This window comes from Liquorilactobacillus mali (assembly GCF_001437155.1).
GTDB classification, from domain to species: Bacteria; Bacillota; Bacilli; order Lactobacillales; family Lactobacillaceae; genus Liquorilactobacillus; species Liquorilactobacillus mali_A.
In genome coordinates, this window is the sequence record NZ_JQAR01000010.1 from 52,074 (window position 1) to 71,424 (window position 19,351).

The following is a 19,351-nucleotide window of genomic DNA, read 5'->3' on the forward strand; positions in this document are numbered from 1 at the left end:
CCTATTAAATTCTTTTTTGCCTTGTAACCATCAGGAAAAATAAATAGGCAAGACACGCAAAACCGCCAAATAAGAAGAAAGGAAATTTAGGATCCAACTGATAAACAAATGATCCTAGTAACGGTGAAACAATTCCCGCAATACCTTGAATCATCGCAACAGTCCCAGCTACTGCACCCTGTTGACTTTCAGAAACAGCTAAGGAACATCCTGCAGATAATGAACTCATGCCTAAGCCTGCACCCGCACCAATAAGAATGTAACTAACAAAAATTAAATAATATGCACTCGTTATAGTTGCAAGAAGCAAACCAACAATCATCAGTGGTATCCCCACCATCATCATCGTCTTGGCTGTCCATTGTAACACTTTCATTTGAAGGACCTGAACAAGCATTAAAGCAATCCCAAGTACAAAAAATAATAGCGCTGCAGTTTGTGCACTTTGGGTAACCGTTTGTTCAAAAACATCATGTAAATATAGTGAAGTAATCAGTTGCAGTACAACAACTACTAACATAACTGCACATCCTGCTAGTAACCATCCTACCAACTCCAATGAAAAGAAATTTCTTTTTGATTTTTTTTGCTGCAATGTATTCGTTAATGCTTTTTCAGGAGACTTCATTCCCTGTTGTCGTGGTAAAGCAGCAACCATTACAAATGAAAAAATCAATAATCCTATGATAGTTAAGTAAAAAGGTGTATATAAGTTACCAATCGTGGAAACAGCACCACCAATAATTGGTCCTAGTACCATAGCAGGCCCCGTTGCAAATCCAAGTGAGGCCATATCTTTGGAACGATCCTGTGGTGACGAAATGTCAGCCATATATGCACTGGCAGCCGTAGGAGTAGTTGTCATGAATATTCCTAACAAAAATCTCGTTCCCATTAGACTATAAACCAGTACATTGACCGCTTTGCCAGTCGAAATAGATAAATGAAAGAGAAAAACGTATAGTATAAAAAAGATGCCCATTCCAGATAATCCAGTAATAATAACCATCCGACGGCCTAATTTATCACTGATTTTCCCCCAAACTGGAGCGAATAAAAGCATTGCAAAGGCTCCACATGAAATCATTACCCCAATTTGGCTGGGAATCATATGTGCTTTGGTCGAAATTGCAGACAAAATTGGCATAGTAACGTATATTCCTAAGTATGATACTAGTGTTGCTAAAAAAAGTTTGTTCTTCATGGCTAATTCTCCTCATGCTAATTTTTTTCACCAATTAACATTCTATACACAGCAGCTCTCTTTCTCTGCTCCAAGAGGACAAGAATAACCTTAAAAATATTTCATACTAATATCTTTCCGAAATGGCCGAGTAACATGGTTCCCTAATTTGTGTCGCAGTCACAATTCCTATTTGACACAACTAATCAAAAAAACTGACACCTGGAAAATACAATGCATTCCATGGTCAGTTCTACACTCAAATACTTCAATATATTCTCTACTCTCCTTAATATCGATACAAACTACGATATTTTGAAGGTGTTATCTTCTTATTCTTCTTAAACATTGCTGTAAATTTACTTGGATTCGTATAGCCAACTTCATTTGCAATTCGTGCCACATGATAATTCGTTTTCTTGAGTAACTCGCAAGCCTTTTCAATTCGTTTTTCTCTCAAATAAACATGAATTGATGCTCCATAAAATTCACGGTATCCTTTTTTCATCGCCGTAGTGGAAACTTCAAATTTGTGAGAGAGCATTTCTAAACTAAGTTGTTTTGTAAAATTTTGATCTAGATACTGCCGTAAGCGACGAATCTTATCTAATATTCCCACAGAAATGATTTCTTTGGGACAATTATTTTTTGCTATTGTCTTAGAAGAAAGATAAATCAGCAATTCGGCGACTTTCAAACGCAGATAGGTTATTGAGTGCTCCAAAGTTGGCGTACGGAGATCTTCAAAAAGTCTATCGATAAAAGCCGTCTTTAAAAAAACATAATCTCCATTTTTACGATAATTATCGCTAATTGTATCTAAATTGAATCTCCCTCCGGTCATTTGTACAAGTGTTTCTTCTTTTGCCTTTTTGTTGATTATAATTGTTACCCCACTGTATTGATGAGATGGAAAGAGATATTTCATATTTTGTTTTTCACGCCAATCAAGCTTTAAAAAACCAGGTTCAAAAAAAACATTCTGCTTATCTACAGTGGCGTAATCAACATGTCCGGTATAGCAATAATCCAAACGTAAGCTGCCAGCAACAACCTTTAATGGTGATTCAAATTTACCAAAATTATATTGATGAAAGAAGATTGAAACTCCCTCAAAAAGAGTAAGATAATCTGTTTGTAATACATCCTCCTTATTAACAAGAGACAGTGTCTTGGTTTCTTCATGTTCATCTTTCTTCCATCCTATTTGCTCTTTCATTTATCATCACCAACCTTTTACCTTACCCTTTTTATAGCTGCCACTCTTTTGCTTTCTCCTTGATTTCGACAAAATCACGATAAATTCCAGGCTGTTTCATCAGTTGCTGATGCTTCCCTTTTTGGACTATTTTTCCTGCATCCAAAACTACGATCTGATCTGCATTTTGAATAGTCGCCAATCGATGAGCGATTGTTATAATTGTTTTATGCGCAACCAAAGAAGTGATAGCCCTTTGTAAAACCTGCTCATTTTCAGGATCAATACTGGCCATTGCTTCATCTAAAATAATGATCGGTGCATCTTTCAAAATAGCTCTAGCTATAGATAAGCGCTGTTTCTGTCCTCCCGATAACGAATTACCACCCTCATCAAGTACCGTGTCATATTGTTGGGGCAATTGCATAATAAAATCATGACAACATGCCTTTTTACTTGCATCTACTATTTCGGCCATAGTTGCATTTTTCTTACCGAATAGAAGATTATTTTTAATCGTATCATGAAACAAGTACGGCTTTTGAAAAACGATACTTATATTCTTTATCAAACTACTATACGAGAATTCTTTTACTTCATGTCCCCCTATAAAGATTTGTCCTTCATCACAATCATAGAAGCGTGCAATCATCTTACAAAGAGTACTTTTCCCACTACCCGAAGGCCCAATAATTGCTGTAGTCTTATTCTCTGGAATAGTAAGTGAAATATCATGCAATACTTCTGGCTTGCCTTTATCATATCCAAAAGTAACATGCTTGAATTCAATTTCAAAGTTTTTGAGATTCATATCTGAGCCATCCGTATCAAGTAATGGCATTTTTTCCAATTGCTGTAAGTGATGCAGATTGTTATCAATTGCACCTAAAATATGTGTAGCATCTGTCATTTCCTTAATACCATTAAAAAGAATATAAGCAAAAAACATCAATGTCACAAAAAAGTCCAATGATAGTCGACCACTTTGCTGATTGGCTACACAAATTGCCATAACGGCAACAGTAGCAATATCTAACAGCAGTAACAATAAACAATTGAAAAAAGCAAACTTAGACTGTATCTTTAAACGGATTTGTTTGCTTTGTTTAAAAACAGATTTTAAACTATCCAAAACTGTACTTTCTTGCCCATATGTTTTGGCAACATTAATTCCTTTAACAAATTCAACTACACTGTTTGACATTCTTGTCTGAACCTGATTAGATACCTGTGAATTTTCTCGACTTCTTTTATTGATCAATTCTATTATTACCGTTCCTAAAATAAGTGCAATGAAGACGACGATTCCAATACGCATATCAACCACAAACATGAATAGACTCATCACGAAAAAATTAATATAACCATTTATAATTAAATCAATCATCTTCGTGCTTTGTAGTTCGAGCATTGACAATTCAGTTGTAACCGCGTTCAGCAGGCTACCAATATTATTTTTACTAAAATATCCCATAGAAGTTTTCTTCAATCTTTGCGCAATTTCAAGCCTTGATTTTGCGGCAATTTGAAATCCAATGCTTTCTTGTGATTTAGCTTTTAGATATAGAAATAAAAATCTTAACCCACAACATAGTGCAAGTACACAAAATAAAGAAAATGCAGTCTTGGCTGGTGAAACATCTTTATTTTCGTAGGTTGAAATTACTGCATGCGCGGCTATCCAAAAAGGAATAGCTGCAAACATTGAAGCGATGAAAGAGTACAAGAAACCACGATACAATTGTTTCTTGTAACCACTGCTCCATTGCATGATACCTTTAATAGTATTAAACATACTTTTCCCTCCTAGTGATTGTCAATGTGCCATCCTTCAGTTTGAGTATAGGAAGCCCATAACCGCTGATAAGTTGGACAGCTTTCCAATAACTCTGCATGCTTTCCATGCCCAACAATTTTTCCAGTATCTAAAACTATAATCTGATCTGCATTTTTGATTGTACCTAATCGATGCGCTACCATGATTACCGTCTTATTTTTTGTTAATTTTAATAATGACTCTTGAATCTGTTGTTCATTTTCAAGATCAATACTTGCAGTAGGTTCATCTAAAATAATGATGGGAGCATCCTTTAAAATTGCACGTGCAATAGAGAGCCGTTGTTGCTGTCCCCCAGAAAGCTGCCCGTTACCAAAAGAAATTTCAGTCTGAAAGCCTTGTGGTAACTTATTAATAAAGTCCATGCAGCGTGCTGCTCGTGCCGCTGCTCTAACTTCTTTTTCAGTCGCATTCGGATTTCCCATTCTAATATTATCAGCAATTGTTCCTTTAAAAATAAAACTATCCTGTGTAACATAGCTAATGATGCTGTTAAGTTGATGGAGCGTTAAGTCCTGCAATGCAACATTACCAATCATGATGCTTCCTGTTTGAATATCCCAAAATCTAGTCAACAACTGAAGCAGAGTTGATTTTCCACTTCCGGAAGGCCCCACAATGGCACAAAAACTATTATTTGGAATTTTTAGATTAATTCCAGTTAAGACAGGGGTGCTTGAGGTATAACTAAAATCAACGTTAGCAACTTCGACACTGTTATCAATAACTTGACCAATTTCTTTTTTATTAAAGACAAGCACCGGTAGTTCTAAAAACCTCTGCGTATCAATAACACTTTGCTTCATGGCACTAAAATCATTTGCAAATAAAGAAAGCTTATTCAACGGACTACTTAATCCAATTGCTAGTGATAGTCCCAACAATAACTGATTCAAATTCAGGCTTCCATCCAGATATAACCAAATTCCGACAGGTAAGACACCTAGAAGAGTAAATGGTAGTAATGCAAAAACTAAATTTTGTGTTTTCCATGCAGTTCTTAACCAGTCAAGAGTATAGTCTTTAAATCCTGTGACAGCGCTCGAAAACTTTCTGAAAGAAGAACCTGTCTGATTGAATGTCTTAATGACTTCGATTCCTTCAATATATTCCACCATAACATTGTTAACTTCATTGTTAGCTTGCATGTATGCCTGATATTTTGCTTCAAAGTTTCTCATTAATAAAAATAAAGGGATACTAGCTAATGGAATGGTTAATAAAGCCGAGAGTGCCAAACGAAAATCTAATATAAACAAATAAATTACTGTTACGATAATTAAAAGTATATTGGCCGAAAGTTCAGGGATCATGTGTGCTAACGGAATTTCGACTTCCTCTGTACGGTCAAGAATTGCGTTTTTAATACTACCAGCCGAAAAGTGTTTGACTATTCCCAAAGAAGTCAGCATTAGTCTATTTGTAATAGCATTTCGCAGATTATTTAAGGTATTATATGCGGCATGATGTGAAAGTTTCGTTGAAATTCCATAAAAAATCGTTTTTAACACAAATGCAAGCAGCATTAATCCAAAAAGTGCGATAAATTCCTGGTAACTTTTTTGTTTCATAACTATCATTGCTATTAACCGTGCACCAATTACATAGGGAACAATTCCAGCAAAAACACTTAGAACTGAAAAAAGGATGGACCAAATAAATAAAAATTTATGCTCCTTAGCAAAATGAAATAGTATTTGCAACCAATTTTTCTTCATTAATTTCTCCCCTAACTTCCAAAGTATCCCTTGAAGTTTAAGTCCCCTTCACAGTTTTCAGTAATCCATTTGGACAAAAATGTTCTATTTAGACAATTACTTTTGTAGATTGAATGAGTCGTATGATAAAAGAAGGAAAAAATTACAAAACTGAACACAAAACAAAAAGCCCTCCGAAGAGAGCTTAATTATTTTTAATAACCGAATTGGCCTTTAATGATTCATCTTATGATATTAATCAAATTCTTGTATTAAACTAAAGTATGCTTTTTTGAGTTTGTGAATCAAAAAAATGTGAATTATTCAAGTCAAAGCCTAACTCTACAGTCTGACCAGGATCTAGATAATCACGTGCATCCACTTTGGAAACGAATTCATTTTCACCGACTTTCGTATATAAAATGGATTCAGAACCCAATAATTCAGAAACTACCACTTTAGCTTTAACGGTTGCATTTGGAAAAGTCTCAATAAAAGCCTGTTCAGTGTGAATATGTTCAGGTCTTACTCCTAAAATGAGTTTTTCACCTTCATAACCTTTTTGTTTCAGTATTTTATAAACACCTTCAGGTACAGCTAAGTTAAAATTTTTCTCTTCAGTTTTAATGTGACCATCCTGCAGAATAACATTAAAAAAGTTAGTTGCCGGAGCACCTATAAAGTCTGCCACAAAAACATTTACTGGTTTTTGATAAACTTCTTTTGGTGTCCCTACCTGCTGAATTTCACCATCACGCATCACTACTATCCTATCAGCCATTGTCATTGCCTCTGTCTGATCATGAGTGACATAAATCGTTGTTGTCTGTAAACTTCTATGGAGTTTTGCAATTTCAGCACGCATTGAAATACGTAATTTAGCATCCAAGTTTGATAAAGGTTCATCCATCAGAAAAATAGGTGCATCTCGGACTATTGCTCGTCCTAGTGCTACCCTCTGACGCTGTCCTCCTGATAATGCAGCTGGCTTACGTTTCAAAAAATCTGTCAATCCTAAAATCTTTGCAGCATTTTGAACTCTTTTTTCTATTTCTATTCGATCATATTTTCTTAATTTCAATCCAAAAGCCATATTATCAAAAACTGTCATGTGCGGATAAAGAGCATAATTTTGGAAAACCATCGCAATATCTCGATCCTTAGGTGCTTCATCATTCACCATCTTTTCGTCTATATATAAGTTGCCTTGTGTAATTCCCTCAAGCCCTGCAATCATCCTCAAGGTCGTTGATTTTCCACAACCAGATGGTCCAACAAAAACAATGAACTCTTTGTCCTTTACATTTAGGTTAAAGTTTTTTACCGAATAATCTTTGGCCCCTGTATATTTTTTTGAAATATGTTCTAACTTTATTTCTACCACTTTTTAACACCCTCTATCTTAATTATTCTGGCTCAGAAATTAATTCTCTGATCTCTGCAATCACTTTAATAATTGCCTTATCCCAAACTTCCCAAGAATGGTTTCCTTCAACTTCTACAAACAAATTTTTGTAGCCATTTTCCTTAAGGTGTTTACTAAAGGAATAATTTTCTTGATAAAATGGATCATCTCGACCACATAATTGCCAGATATATGGTTTAATGGTTGTTTTATCCCCATTTTCAATCAGACTAAATAAGTCATTCTCAGAATTTTTCAGTTTTTGAAGCGACCCGAATAAAGTCTTATACCACATCTCACGTTCTTTGTTTCGTTCCCAGCTTTGGAGCATATTCAAAGAAGCAGAAATAAGAAAAGCACTCTTATATATTTCTGGATGTAATAATACTGCTTTTGCCGCACCAAAGCCTCCCATAGATAGCCCTCCAATAAAGGTGTGCTCCATATCTCTGCTCAAATTAAACCATCCACGACATTTGGCAAGTAACTCTATACAGATGTAATCGAAATATTTTTGACCTGCTAGCCCGTTCTGATAGTAACTTCTCTCGGCCCTTGGGATAATTACCGCCAAAGATTCTTGTCCAACATACCGCTCAAGTGGTGTTTGTGTAACCCAACTACTCTCATCATCTCCGAGGCCATGCAGTAAAACAAGAACTGTTAAGGGCCCCTGAGGTTCATCGGGTAACAAAACGTTAATTCCTGTCTTCATCTTCAAACAGTTAGAATAAAAATCAATGTGTGACAGCATTTTCAGATTTTCCTCCAAATTTTATTTTTTTAGAGACCCTCTACTAATTAACTTGGTTGTAACAACTTCATTTCTAATAGATTCATTTTCTATCATGTCTAAGAGCACTTCTGCTGCCTTTTTCCCCCATTGATGCTTTGAGTAGTCAACAGTTGCAAGCTGTGGAGTGACATATTTTCCTATAAGATCGTTGTCGTATCCAACTATTTTAATATTCTTTCCTGGGACAATATTATATTTCTTCAGTCCCTCATACAATCCAATTGCCATTTCATCATTCAGTGCAAAAACCCCAATACTTTGTCTTTTTATTTTAACAATTTCGTCTGCTGCCTTCTTTCCACCTTCAATTGTAAAATCGCTTGGAATTACGACCACAGTCTGATTACCCTTAGCTTGAAATTCATTCAAAGCCGCTTCAAGTCTCTTCTTTCCATCATATGATGTATTTGGTCCTGTTAAAACAGCAAACATCTCAGTTTTCGTCTCAACTAAAGCATCGACCGCTTCCTTTACCCCTTTTTTATTATCTAAAAGGACATGACTTACTGATGATATACTTAGTTTCCGGTCCATTAATACCAACTTGTTACCAGTCCTAGATAACTCCTCAATTTCATTATCTGGGAAGGTTGGATCGAGGATAATAGCACCATCAACTAAACCTTGTGAAATAAATGATCGCGCTTGTCTTCCACCAGACGAAACAATTAGTTCGTATCCCTTACTTTTTAAGACTTCTGCGACTCCTGCTAATAGATGACCATAGAAATAACCACCAAAGTCTGGAACATACATTTCAACCAACTTCGTTTTTTGCCTTTTTAAACTCCGTCCCGCTAAATTTGGTGTATAGTGGAGCTCTTCAGCTATTTTTAAAATTTTTTCGCGTGTTTCCTTAGTAATTTTGTTACTATTATTTAGGGCATATGACACTGTTGAAATCGAAACTCCAGCCTTTTTAGCTATTTCTTTAATACCAGCCATAATATTTTCTTCCTTACTTATTATTTGTCCATTTGAATATTAAATCCTTGCAAAATATATTTTTGAAAAATCACAAAAATTATTACTATAGGAATAACCATAAAAGAAGAACCAGCCATTTGCAACCCATAATCCGAAGTGTGCTGTCCTTGCAGCAATTGTAATCCTACTGATAACGTATAGTACTTCTGATCATTTGCAATAATCAATGGCCACAAAAAGGCATTCCAGCCGCCAATAAAGGTCAATATTCCTTGTACCGCCAATACTGGCTTAGAAATTGGTAAAATCAAGTGAAAAAATATATACCATTCTCCTGCTCCATCTAGTCTTGCTGCTTCAACAATTGAATCTGGGATATTAGACATGAACTGGCGAAATAAGAAAATTCCAAATGCCCCAACTAACCCCGGCAAAACTATTCCTAATAAAGTATTAGTTAATTGCATCTGATTAAGTATCAAATAAACGGGAATCATGGTCACTTGTCCAGGAATCATCATGGTAGCTAAGACTGCCATGAATAAAAATTTTCTACCTTTAAAATCAAATTTAGCAAAACCGTATCCTGCCATAGCATTTAAAAACAAACCTATAAATGAGGCCATAGTAATAATCAAGGTATTCTTAATATAAATACCAAAGCTTCCATTCGTAAAAAGATTTTCATAATTGTCTATTGTCCAATGTTTTGGCCAAAAGCTCTGTGATAATGAAATTTCTGTACTAGTTTTGAATGATGACAAGAACATCCAAAGGAAAGGAAGAATCATTAAAAAACCAAGTATCATCAATACAATGCCAACAAGTATCTTAGAAGTTTTGCTTATATCTTGCATTCCTGTATCCATTCTGTTTTCCCCCCTTATTCCCCACGCTGTTTTTCTTGTAACTTAAACTGGATTAATGTTGCCACAATGATGGCCACAAACATTACAAAAGAACCCGCAGCAGCATATCCAAAATTACTATTTTGGAAACCATTTTGGTAAACAAAAAGGGCAACAGAGTTAGTACTGTTTAGTGGTCCTCCCTTTGTCATAATAAATGGTTCATCAAAGAACTGAAACCATCCAATCAATGTTGTTACTGTTACAAAAAAGATAGAAAATTTAAGTGAGGGCAATGTTATATGCCGCGTCTGTTCCCAGTAATTTGCCCCATCTAGTTCAGCTGCTTCATATAAAGAACGTGGTACTCCTTGCAAAGCAGCTAGAAAAATCAACATGTTAAGTCCAACTGCTTTCCAAACAGCTAGAATAATTAGAGAGAATTTAGCAACATTGGGGTCTGTCAACCATCCAATTGGACCAACTCCTACTTTAGCTAATAAAGTATTAAACAATCCAAGACTTGGATTATAAAGATATGTCCATACGACAGCAATAGCAACGGTATTTGTTATTGAGGGTGTATAAAAAACAAGTCGCATCATTTTGAAAAAACCATTTCTACCACTATTAATTAAAATGGCAATTGTCAACGAGATAACGATTACCAGTGGAACTCCAACCAAAACATAAACTACTGTATTCATGATTGATTGCAGAAATGCACTATCTTGGAACAACTGTAAATAATTTGAAAATCCTATAAACTTAATTTGTGACCAGTCACCTAATCCGGTAATGTCTAAACCCGTAAAGCTAATTAGTAAAGCTATGACAATTGGAATAAGTGAGAAGATTGCCAAAAGAAGCAGCGCGGGAAAAACAAATGTGTATGGAACAATTTTTTTCAAAAAACTGCTGTGCATCTTACTACCTCCCTTACGATAGGCCTTATCAACATAATCGACATGGCTCTAAATCCTATTTATCAATCAATTGCTGTGTTTCTTTATTAAACTTATCCATTGCCTCTTTAATGTTATTATTCTTCAAAGCTATTGGTTCCCATACTTTCAAATAATTTTGACCAATTTCTTCCCACTGTTTCAGTGCTGGCATTGCTTCAGAATTATTCAACTGTTTTCTAAAAACTTGAATTTTTTCACTTTTAAGTGAACTATCTGTCCATGCAGATTTTAATGTAGGCATTGAATTACTATTCTTGTAGTACGTCAGCTGGTTCTCTCGTTTAGAAAGAAACTTCAAGAGTTTGACAGCATTTGTTTTATTCTTGCTGTACTGAAAGACGGCTATATTGCCCCCACCGGTGACCGACATATTATTTGCTTTTCCCTTTGGTAACTCTGCAACAGCCCACTGACTATCCTTTAATCCAGCCTCCTCCTTAATAGTTGACAACATCCATGGTCCCGATATAAACATTGGAATTGGTGCTTTCCCACCAAATGACTGGGCAATAGTCAATTTTTGATCTTGTTTAGGTGATACTCCGTTTTGAATAAACTTATTTAAGTATTCTAATGAGCTCACCATTTCCGAGCTATTGAATTGTGTTTTCCCATTTTTTACCAACTGTGCTCCATTTTGACGTGCAAACATGAACCCAAAAGTAGGTTCGCTACCATCAACATTAAAACCGTACATATTTTTCCCTCGTTTTGAAAGCTTTGACGCAACTTCATAAAGTTCGCTCCACGTCCTCGGTGCATGATCATAACCTACACTTTTAAGAATATCCTTTCTGTAATAGAGCACCCGTGTTTCAACATACCAAGGGACAGCATAATATTTCCCACTAAACTTGGTAGTATTTTCTGATCCACTAAAGAAATTATTTGGATTCAAAGCTTTATCATTTTTTACATATTTAGAAATATCCAACAGTGACTTCGAGCTGACAAAATTTGCCATCTGTGTCGTCCCCATTAACAATACATCTGGGCCATTTTTTGATGAAGCGGCTGTCAACAACTTATCATTATATTGGCTCCAAGGAATACTTTGAATTTTAACTGAAATACCCGTTTCCTTAGTAAATTTTTTAATAATTGGTTTAACCGCTGTGTCTCCATCACCTGCATACCAAAATGTTAATGTTTTTTTTGAAGCAGCATTACTATTACCACATCCTGTTAAGAATAAGAATAGTGCCAACAAACTTATAACCATTAAAACTGTTCTTTTTACATTTTTCACTGTTAAGTCCCCCTTTTTTGAAACGTTTCTATAATCATTATATACGTTTTGGTAGCGATTACAATACCGTTTTAAAGGTATTATTATTATAAGTTTAGAGCATAAATTATTTTTTATTTAAGTTAAACCTTTTTATGAACAAGTAGTTTTTTTATTGCCGCTATATAAATCCCCGGACCACTACTATACAGACGCCAACCACCCTTAACTGGAATTTTGCCCTTTTTCAACTCTTCAAAATTTTGTTGTGCTTGATAGCGATCATAGAACTCAGCATCAGAACTTGAGAAATACGTGTTAGCTTGTCTTAAAACAGCATTTGAAACTCTCTTCTTTAGAGAAATGGGATTGATTTGCAAAAGCGCCTCCCATGCTTTCTCTAAATATCCGCTGTCAATAAGTGCCTCAGCATACCTAATATGGGCATGTACATACAACAAACCTGTCTCCCTTCCAAAAAAGGCAGATTGTTCCGCTCTTTTGAAAATTTCACTAATACCTCCTTGATACGTTGCTGGACGATCCATTAGTCTCACACCATCAGGAAAAAGTAAATTTTCTTTAATTATCGAAAGCACCCTCTGCGTTTCCTGCTCATCAAAAATATTGCTAAGAATACCTTGTTGTAAAGGTAATAATCTATACTTTATATTCGTGATTTTATCTTTTGGATGAATAATATAATGTGGTTTATTCTCAGCATCCATATTAATAAATCCAGGTAAAACACTGTCCTTCATAAAGTACTTTCTAAAGTCCACGTTCATTTTTTCCTTTAAGCTGAGCAAATCCTGTGAGAATTCTCTATCAAAATCCACTATTACTTTGGATATCAATTCAAGTGTTTCAATTGTTAATTCCTGCGTCCAAGTACTTGCCATTGTCTTTTTTTGCTCATTGTTTGCAGGCTGCAAAGTATCATCCCAGTCGCCATCTCCATAAGCAGAAACAAAAGTATGTGGTAAAAAATGACTTTTTATATAGTCAATTTGTCGCTTAATATGATCTATCAGCTTTTCTTTTTTTAGAGTGAATTTTTTGTCTTTAAGTGACATGTACCTTAAGGGCTCGTTTAAAATTTCCGTATCATGGGACACCTTGAGGTACTCAGCAACAACTTTTAGAGGCCATACAATAATGTCTCCATGGCTTTCTGATGCAAATTGTTCTGCATATTCATCAAACATAAACCATTGTGGCCAGTTCCCATTTTCGATGAACTGATGCTCGTACATAATTCTAATAATCTCGCGTACTGGTTCGTTATACCCCAAAGCCAAGAATAATTCTGTAGGTCCTTGAGAGACATCTCTTGTCCCCCACGCTGCACCTCCATACTGTTCAAGCCCATGTGGTGACATAAGGTGCACCAATGCATCATGAGCATACCATTTGATGATTAATTCCGTGGGTTGTAAATATTCTGACATTATATTTTTGGATTGCTCTAAATCTATATTTTGAACGAAATTCATGATAAATTTCTCATTTTTCTCACGTTCATTTTCAATAATTAAATTTTTATCATCTTGTCCATCGAGACCAGTAATCACGCCTAATTTTGCACAATGGTGATATTCAGTAACCAGATACTTCCCTTCATCCTTCTCTTCAATTCCTATATCAGGCGAGCTTTTATCATCACTCTCGTAAGATACCGTATATTTCAAATTTGGTAGTTTATCAGCTATTTCCCCTGTTGGTGTTATTTTTACCTTTGTATCTTGAATATCAATTATCGCGTCTTCTCCTAGTGTGGCAAGCTCAAGTTGAGTGATTATCTTAATATCATATTCTTTTTGTTTCATAGAAGTAAATTCAAGTTTCAGCTGATCTGTACTTGCAGAAGCTTCACCTCTGATAATAAGAAAATCATCTTCAATTTTATAAATCCAATCTGCTCCATTAAAACTCATTGTAAAAAGTGAAGGCATTGTCAATAATCTGTTTTTTCCATTTAACTTGAGCAAAATACGTGTCCCACTATTTTTAAAGTAATTCAAAGAATTACGTACGTTGGTTGTCAATATATTCATGTTGGTGTTTCCAAAAACAGTTTGGGACTCAAAAATTCCGCACATATATTGTGTTGTCGCCATTACTGGAGATCCTGGTTTAAAAGAAGATCCAGCCATAATAATATTACCTGTCATTCGCTCTTGTCTTTTCTCTTTTGCCGGTAAAACAATATGTCTATCTCGATCGTCAAAGAAAGAAAGCAATTCGCCAGCTTCATCCTCTTCAACTTGTTCTTTGTGCGGATAAAGCTTATTAACTTCAGCAGTTGTCAAAGCCTTTCCGGCTAATGGATAATATTTAGTTTGGTCGTCAGAAAAAATTCTCTCAGTATGTTGAACTCTGCTATTAATCATATGATATTTCTCTTCGATATCATTGTAATCAAGAAAAACCGATTTATTTGCACTCTCTCTGGAATCAGCATACGCTGCATAAAAGACATGCGTGACTTCTTCACTACCAACTTCAAAGATTGGTGTTCTGAGTGCTGTCAGTGTAAATTCATATTGATAATTAAATGATGGTAATTGCTCTTCAATTAGAGCCTTAGGGATATCTGTTAATTTATACTCAGTACCATAAAACTGAAATCCGTCTGTTGCATAGCTTGCTAGAGAGGTTAGAGAACCTTGCTGCAAATAAGGATATTTCCCATTTTGAGACTGATTTTGCCGAGAACATACTGTTATACGTTCTCCATCATTTACCACATAGTTGTCAATATACTGTGAAGAATAGGCTTCATTGGAGGTTACAAACCCTTCTTCACCTAAACCCAAATCCTGCACATAAGTTAAATCAACTTTATGCTTTGTGATACCTGTTAAGCTGATATTCCAAAACCACATATTGTCAATTAAATTAAGCGTTAGAACATAGGAAATATCAAGGAATTTTCCTTTCCAAAGTGCATTTTTTTTACCTACAAAAAATGCACTGTTAGATTTTGGACCTGTGAGTGCCAAATAATCGTTCTTACCATACTCATCAGTTATTCTCAAATAAAGATTCATTAGGCTACCATCATAGGAATTGCCCTTAACTTGGTTAACCATAGTGTCTTTTGCTTTAATAATTCCGACAGCACCATTATCAAGTAAACTGAACGAAATATCTTTACTCTTTATCTCATGCATCGCTTTTCTCCCCTATTTTAGATTATCTCAAAAGAAATTTTTCTCTTTGTATCAGCAGCAAAACCCACGTATAATACATAATTTCCACAATCAACCTTTTTGGTTAGATCCTGATGCGTATACGCTAACCTAGTTACTGGAATACAAATATCAATGACTTTAGCTTCATTGGCCTTAAGCATAATCTTCTTAAACATTTTCAACTCTCTATCGGGTTGCGCAGTTTCAGCAACACATTGATGGGTATAACACTGAATAACTGTCTGTCCATCAATATGTGACTCATTAGCGACTTCAACCTTTAAATTTAATTCGCCATTTTTAGCTATTTGCTTATCTACCAATTGCACCTTTTTAACTTTAAAATCAGCATAACTTAGGCCATAGCCAAAACAATAAAGGGGGGAATTTTCTTCATCAATGTACTTAGACAAATACTTATTTTCCTTATCCAAGTTATCGCTGCCTGTTAAAGGTCGACCTGTGCGCAAACTATTGTAGTACAGTGGAATCTGACCGATATCTCTAGGAAAACTCATCGGTAATTTACCGCTTGGATTAACTTCTCCAGTAATAATATTAGCTATCGCTTCTGCTCCCCTGCTTCCTGGAAACCATGGTAACAAGAGTGCATCTGAAAATTTAGAAACTTCAGTAAGAACTAAAGGCCTGCCTGTAATAATGATTGTTACAATTTTTTTACCAGTTTCGTTAAGCGCTTTCAAAAAATTCAATTGTTTCTTAGGTAAACGCGGTTTGGTCATACTAGTAGCTTCCCCACTTTGATAACTCTTCAGACCCAATGCAACAATCACAACTTCACTATCTGCAGTTTTTTGCTTTAAAACATTTAAGTCCAAGGTACCTTCGGCTAAATCTTCATCAAAAACTGTTACACCTTTAAACTTATTCTGTAATGCATCTGCAATTGTTTCATTCTTAGTAGTATTGCCTTTCCAAGACCAACTACCCAACAAATCTCTTTCACGTACTAATGGCCCGCACAAAGTAATCTTAGTATCTGGTTTCAACGGTAATAAGTTATCCTTGTTTTCTAATAAAACTGTGGATTCTTCAGCAGCTTTTTGTGCAATTTTCAAGTTGTCTTCCGTAAGTACGTTTTCTTCTTCCTTCAAAAGATCCATTCCACGGAAAGGATCTTCAAACAAACCCAATTCTTCTTTAAGCTTTAAAACACGATAAACTGATTCATCAAGTAATTTGATGATTTCTTGTGGAACTTGCCCTTCCTTTTCAAGCTTTTGTGCAAGTTCAAAATATGCGAATGACATCATATCCATATCAACTCCGGCTTTTAAGGCCTTCACTGCAGCATCTGTTTGTGATGATGCTACACCATGTTCTTTAAGCTCACCAATCGCATTCCAATCAGAGATTAAAATTCCATCAAACTTCAATTCTTTTCTAAGAATTGTGCGCATCAAGTGCTCATTAGCAGTAGCGGGAACTCCAAACAAAGTATTAAAGGAAGTCATCACTAATCGGGCACCTGTTTCAATCGCTCGTTGATAGCCTTCAAGATATTGATCTCTAAACTGCCATTCAGACATATCTACTGTATTATATTCTCGACCTCCTTCAGCTGCACCATATGCAGCAAAATGTTTCACACATGCTGCAACATGATTTTCATCAAATCTATCTGTGACACATCCTTGGAAACCTTTGATGCTTGCAGTAGCCAATGAACCATTTAAGAATGGATCTTCACCGTTTGACTCCATTACACGCCCCCAACGAGGATCGCGTACTAAATCAACCATCGGTGCAAAAATCGCATGCAGACCTGCACTTGCCGACTCTTTAGCTGCAATTTTTGCTGTTTCTTCAACTAATTCAGAATCAAAAGAACTCGCAAGTCCCAATGGAATGGGAAAAATTGTCTTATATCCATGTACCACATCAGCCATAAATAATAAGGGAATTTTTAATCTGCTATGCTGCAAGTAATTTTTCTGAATCTTTCGCGCTCGCTCAGCTCCAGAAATTCCCAAAACAGATCCCACTGAATGTAATTCTTCAGAAGTTACCTGTTGTTTTCCAGTTGGTCCTGTGAGTGTGACTCCGTCTTCCTGAAAATAGTCTGCACTTAACTGTGAAAGCTGCGCAATTTTTTCAGCTATACTCATTTTTCTAAGCAATTCTGTGATTCTATTGACCATAAAAAGCTCCTTTCACATTTTATTGAAACGTTTCACTGGAATTATATAGCATGAAAAAGGAACCGTCAACAATTAAATGTTAGCGCATACAAAACGTAGCTAAACAAACTATTAAAAAAACCATATTCTGTTGAAGTCTTTCTCGAAATTTATTATAATAAGCAGCAATTTTTCTTTCTAAATCTTCTTTTTACCATACCATAAGTAACCTCCATATTTGATCATATCGAAAAAAAGAAAGTGTGACATAAGTCAATAAAATATGGAATTTAACAGAAAAATACAAACATAGTGTAATAGTGCGTACTTTACCACAGGTAACTTATAGTGTTTTTAAGATCTTAGTCATAAAAAATACCCTTAAAGCTAAAATTTTCCACTTTAGCTTTAAGGGGTACTCTTTATTTTGATCTAGCCTTTTAGAAACATATTTGACTAAAAAATTTTTTTCACTCGGCATACTATGACAATCTCTTATAAAACTAATTTTTTGCTTAAGGACAGATAACAAAATTGTGCTTCTAACAGTTCCATCGTATTAGACATTGACTCGAGTAATGTCTTTAAAATTAACAATATCTTGAAACCATTTACTGATTTCTTCTGCATAAACATTTTTCAAAATTGAAGATGGTCGATTAAGGCCATTAAAAAAATAGGTTTTTCAACAGTACTTAAGCATGTGCATGTGCAATTTTTGCTCCAGCTGCCGCAGCCACTGCGGCAATAATATCATCTAAAAACGTATTAACGCTTCCATCTGTTGGTGTGTCCAATTCTTTGAGAATCCCATGCTTTTCTTTGTCCAGATACCCGAAATTAGTTGTAGCAATTTTACCATAAATACCCGAAATTCCACCTTCTGCTATCAATTCGTCAACACCAAAAACTCCACTATCTTTTTCAATAATACTTTGTAATGGCTCAGGCAACCGATGGTCAGAAGCAAACTGGTCCAAAACGATACCAACCATAGCATTATTTAGTACTTCTCGTTTATGCAAAACATCAACTACAGCCTTTTGAACTTCTTCGAGTGTCAGGTTGGGAATATAGTTGCGCTGAATGTTGTAAGTAATAGATGCAATATCATCTGCTTCTACTCCTTTAGATGAAAAATAATCTGTTACAAATTTATAAGATGCCTTATCTGGATATTTAAATTTTGGATCATTCATTCTACCTTGCCCCTCTCTACTTAGATTTACACTCTCTATTCTAAAGTAAATACTTACTTTATTCAAAAGGAATATAGATTATTACTATCAATTGTTGGAAAGGCTGCAAATAGAAGTTCTTTATTTTTGTATACAAAAAAGCCACTTGGAAACTGAATGGAAACAATCTCTAAATGACTAGTAGTTTTTAACTACACTTGACCAGACCCGCATTACTGTTTTACAAAATATTTTACATATTAGCTAGATTAGGCTCAATCCCAGAAACTCCCGCAATATCCAATATAAAAATGCTACCAGCATCAGGATTACTATTCAATTCTTCACGTGAACAACCATAACGTGCGGTTGTTATTACCATTTTAGAAAAATCTTCTCCAACGAAAGTTGGACAAGTAATTTGTTTTACGGGTAAAATTATTTCACCTATTTTTTCTTTTTTGTAGGGATCCCATCTTGAGATTTTGTATCCTCCCCAATGACAGATCCACAGCATCCCATCTGCATCAACAGTCATTCCATCAGGATTGGCATCCTCACTTTCAAAATTAATAATAACCTTCTTCTCACTTAACTTTCCTTCTTGTAGATTATAATTGAATTGATATATTAACTTTTTCCCGGAATCTATATAATACATAAATTTATTATCTGGACTCCATCCTAATCCATTTGCTCCTATGTCAATAAATGGCACATCTTTTTCTAAACACTCGTTCTAATTCTG

At 35.2% G+C, this 19,351-nt stretch carries 14 protein-coding genes; all 14 read right to left on the reverse strand.

The genetic code is table 11. The features are described 5' to 3' along the window. Positions 1 to 4: 4 nt before the first annotated feature. Entirely contained in the window at positions 5 to 1,204 is a 1,200-nt protein-coding gene (locus tag IV36_RS06065) for an MFS transporter (protein ID WP_056991311.1), read from the reverse strand. A 268-nt stretch (positions 1,205 to 1,472) separates the two neighbouring features. Further along, positions 1,473 to 2,402 carry a helix-turn-helix domain-containing protein gene (locus IV36_RS06070; RefSeq protein WP_056991312.1) on the reverse strand — a complete coding sequence of 310 codons (930 nt, stop codon included), beginning with the start codon at positions 2,400 to 2,402 and terminating at the stop codon, positions 1,473 to 1,475. Positions 2,403 to 2,433: 31 nt separating this feature from the next. Continuing rightward, on the reverse strand, positions 2,434 to 4,176 hold the full coding sequence (locus IV36_RS06075; protein WP_056991313.1) for an ABC transporter ATP-binding protein: 1,743 nt from the start codon (positions 4,174 to 4,176) through the stop codon (positions 2,434 to 2,436). 11 nt (positions 4,177 to 4,187) lie between these two features. Next, positions 4,188 to 5,936: an ABC transporter ATP-binding protein gene (locus IV36_RS06080; RefSeq protein WP_056991314.1), complete on the reverse strand. Its 1,749-nt coding sequence runs from the start codon at positions 5,934 to 5,936 to the stop codon at positions 4,188 to 4,190. Between the two features lie 256 nt (positions 5,937 to 6,192). After that, positions 6,193 to 7,299 (reverse strand): ABC transporter ATP-binding protein, encoded by a 1,107-nt coding sequence (locus IV36_RS06085; RefSeq protein ID WP_056991315.1) that lies wholly within the window; start codon positions 7,297 to 7,299, stop codon positions 6,193 to 6,195. Positions 7,300 to 7,321: 22 nt separating this feature from the next. Continuing rightward, positions 7,322 to 8,074, reverse strand: a complete 753-nt coding sequence (locus IV36_RS06090; RefSeq protein ID WP_056991316.1) for an alpha/beta hydrolase — start codon at positions 8,072 to 8,074, stop codon at positions 7,322 to 7,324. A 21-nt stretch (positions 8,075 to 8,095) separates the two neighbouring features. Beyond that, on the reverse strand, positions 8,096 to 9,061 hold the full coding sequence (locus tag IV36_RS06095; RefSeq protein WP_056991317.1) for a LacI family DNA-binding transcriptional regulator: 966 nt from the start codon (positions 9,059 to 9,061) through the stop codon (positions 8,096 to 8,098). 20 nt (positions 9,062 to 9,081) lie between these two features. Further along, complete coding sequence (locus tag IV36_RS06100; protein WP_082623724.1) at positions 9,082 to 9,912, reverse strand: carbohydrate ABC transporter permease; 831 nt, start codon at positions 9,910 to 9,912, stop codon at positions 9,082 to 9,084. 14 nt (positions 9,913 to 9,926) lie between these two features. After that, the gene (locus IV36_RS06105) at positions 9,927 to 10,817 is read right to left on the reverse strand and encodes a carbohydrate ABC transporter permease (RefSeq protein WP_056991318.1); all 891 of its coding nucleotides are present in this window, start codon (positions 10,815 to 10,817) and stop codon (positions 9,927 to 9,929) included. Between the two features lie 55 nt (positions 10,818 to 10,872). Then, a complete protein-coding gene (locus IV36_RS06110; protein WP_235810250.1) occupies positions 10,873 to 12,108 on the reverse strand; it encodes a sugar ABC transporter substrate-binding protein in 1,236 nt (411 codons plus the stop codon). Positions 12,109 to 12,230: 122 nt separating this feature from the next. Beyond that, entirely contained in the window at positions 12,231 to 15,263 is a 3,033-nt protein-coding gene (locus IV36_RS06115; RefSeq protein WP_056991319.1) for a hypothetical protein, read from the reverse strand. A 17-nt stretch (positions 15,264 to 15,280) separates the two neighbouring features. Further along, positions 15,281 to 17,446 carry a glycoside hydrolase family 3 N-terminal domain-containing protein gene (locus IV36_RS06120; protein ID WP_056991320.1) on the reverse strand — a complete coding sequence of 722 codons (2,166 nt, stop codon included), beginning with the start codon at positions 17,444 to 17,446 and terminating at the stop codon, positions 15,281 to 15,283. Between the two features lie 674 nt (positions 17,447 to 18,120). Next, a complete protein-coding gene (locus IV36_RS06125; RefSeq protein ID WP_056991321.1) occupies positions 18,121 to 18,624 on the reverse strand; it encodes a phosphatidylglycerophosphatase A in 504 nt (167 codons plus the stop codon). A 232-nt stretch (positions 18,625 to 18,856) separates the two neighbouring features. Further along, the gene (locus IV36_RS06130; RefSeq protein ID WP_056991322.1) at positions 18,857 to 19,321 is read right to left on the reverse strand and encodes an SMP-30/gluconolactonase/LRE family protein; all 465 of its coding nucleotides are present in this window, start codon (positions 19,319 to 19,321) and stop codon (positions 18,857 to 18,859) included. Positions 19,322 to 19,351 lie beyond the last annotated feature (30 nt).